The organism is Faecalibacterium sp. An122 (assembly GCF_002160895.1).
Classification (GTDB): Bacteria; Bacillota; Clostridia; order Oscillospirales; family Ruminococcaceae; genus Faecalibacterium.
On sequence record NZ_NFLL01000067.1, the window covers coordinates 1 to 1,863 of the forward strand.

Sequence of the window (1,863 nt, forward strand, 5' to 3'; positions counted from 1 at the left end):
TCCGCATGGATCTGAGGGAAAAGGAGCAATCCGCTTTGAGATGGCCTCGCGTCCGATTAGCTAGTTGGTGAGGTAACGGCCCACCAAGGCGACGATCGGTAGCCGGACTGAGAGGTTGAACGGCCACATTGGGACTGAGACACGGCCCAGACTCCTACGGGAGGCAGCAGTGGGGAATATTGCACAATGGGGGAAACCCTGATGCAGCGACGCCGCGTGGAGGAAGAAGGTCTTCGGATTGTAAACTCCTGTTGTTGAGGAAAAAACGGATGGTACTCAACAAGGAAGTGACGGCTAACTACGTGCCAGCAGCCGCGGTAAAACGTAGGTCACAAGCGTTGTCCGGAATTACTGGGTGTAAAGGGAGCGCAGGCGGGTATGCAAGTTGGAAGTGAAATACATGGGCTCAACCCATGAACTGCTTTCAAAACTGTGTATCTTGAGTAGTGCAGAGGTAGGCGGAATTCCCGGTGTAGCGGTGGAATGCGTAGATATCGGGAGGAACACCAGTGGCGAAGGCGGCCTACTGGGCACCAACTGACGCTGAGGCTCGAAAGTGTGGGTAGCAAACAGGATTAGATACCCTGGTAGTCCACACCGTAAACGATGATTACTAGGTGTTGGAGGATAGACCCCTTCAGTGCCGCAGTTAACACAATAAGTAATCCACCTGGGGAGTACGACCGCAAGGTTGAAACTCAAAGGAATTGACGGGGGCCCGCACAAGCAGTGGAGTATGTGGTTTAATTCGACGCAACGCGAAGAACCTTACCAAGTCTTGACATCCTCTGACGATGCTGGAAACAGTATCTTCCTTCGGGACAGAGAGACAGGTGGTGCATGGTTGTCGTCAGCTCGTGTCGTGAGATGTTGGGTTAAGTCCCGCAACGAGCGCAACCCTTATGGATAGTTACTACGCAAGAGGACTCTATTCAGACTGCCGTTGACAAAACGGAGGAAGGTGGGGATGACGTCAAATCATCATGCCCTTTATGACTTGGGCTACACACGTACTACAATGGCGTTTAACAAAGAGAAGCGATACCGCGAGGTGGAGCAAAACTCAAAAACAACGTCCCAGTTCAGATTGCAGGCTGCAACTCGCCTGCATGAAGTCGGAATTGCTAGTAATCGCAGATCAGCATGCTGCGGTGAATACGTTCCCGGGCCTTGTACACACCGCCCGTCACACCATGAGAGCCGGGGGGACCCGAAGTCGGTAGTCTAACCGCAAGGAGGACGCCGCCGAAGGTAAAACTGGTGATTGGGGTGAAGTCGTAACAAGGTAGCCGTAGGAGAACCTGCGGCTGGATCACCTCCTTTCTAGGGAGTCTGGCTGACGGAACTTCGAAGAAGCTCGTGTCAGTCGGTGACGTAAACAAGAGATCGATATTGTTCAATTTTGAGGGCCCTGTAAAAAGGAACCTCAAAGAGATGTACCTTGAGAACTGAATAATAACTGCGAAACGAGAAAGTAAAACTTCTAAAGAAGAAACTACAGTTTCAAACGGAAGGGAAAACGATCTTGTTGGCAATTAGAGTATAAGAGGCTTAAAAGGCAATCGGAAGATTGCGAATGGTCAAGCGAAGAAGGGCGCAGGGCGAATGCCTTGGCACTGGAAGCCGAAGAAAGACGTGATAAGCTGCGATAAGCTGCGGGGAGCTGCAAATAAGCATTGATCCGCGGATTTCTGAATGAGGAAACTCACTCAGCCTCATAGCTGAGTATGTTACACTGAAATTTAAAATAGGTGTAACAGGGGAACCGCCTGAACTGAAACATCTAAGTAGGGCGAGGAAGAGACATCAAACGAGATTCCGTAAGTAGTGGCGAGCGAACGCGGAAGAGGGCAAACCGCGGGT

The 1,863-nt window shown here is 51.0% G+C and carries 2 rRNA genes; both read left to right on the forward strand.

Features of this window, described 5'->3' with window-relative positions:
• A 16S ribosomal RNA gene (locus tag B5E67_RS15245) occupies positions 1-1,323 on the forward strand; the annotation flags it as partial.
• 255 nt (positions 1,324-1,578) lie between these two features.
• Positions 1,579-1,863 (forward strand): 23S ribosomal RNA (locus tag B5E67_RS15770); the annotation flags it as partial.